The 501-nt window shown below is 61.3% G+C and carries 1 protein-coding gene; it reads right to left on the bottom strand.

Features of this window, described 5'->3' with window-relative positions; all coding sequences use genetic code 11:
• The coding region (locus QZH66_RS18365) for a LysR family transcriptional regulator (protein WP_305807226.1) at positions 1 to 231 on the bottom strand (231 nt) is incomplete at its 3' end.
• Positions 232 to 501 lie beyond the last annotated feature (270 nt).

The raw sequence follows: 501 nt of genomic DNA, 5'->3' as shown, positions 1-501 counted from the left end.
GTGGTACAGCCGTCCCCAGGTCGACAGCTCCATGCCCTTGCCACAACGCTCGAACAGGCGCAGGTCCAGCAGTTCTTCGAGCTTGCGGATTTGCTGGCTCACGGCGCCGGCCGACACGCCCATCTCCAGCGCGGCAGCCATCACGCTGCCGGTGCGCGCCACGGCTTCGAAGGCCTGCAGCGCGCGCAGGGGCGGCAGTTTCTGAGGGGGCAGTGCGGGCGAGGAGCGCATGGCGGCAGGACTTTTTGAAAACGGCATTGAGTTTAGCTTTTCTAAAGAAGAACACAGATCAATTCGCTTGTTGCGGGTGGTGGCATTGGCTATGGTGTGGCATCGCAATCCGTTTTTGCCGAGAGGAAATCCACCATGTTTTTGCGCAATGCCTGGTACGTCGCAGCCCGGGAAAACGACGTCGCCGACCGGCCCGTTCCCGTCAAGATCCTGAACGAGAAAATCGTGCTGTTCCGCAAGACCGATGGCCAGGTCGCGGCGCTCGAAGAC

This window comes from Stenotrophomonas sp. YIM B06876, from assembly GCF_030711595.1.
Classification (GTDB): Bacteria; Pseudomonadota; Gammaproteobacteria; order Xanthomonadales; family Xanthomonadaceae; genus Stenotrophomonas.
The sequence above is the reverse complement of the archived record's forward strand: the minus strand, read 5'-3'. Positions and strand labels throughout refer to the sequence as shown.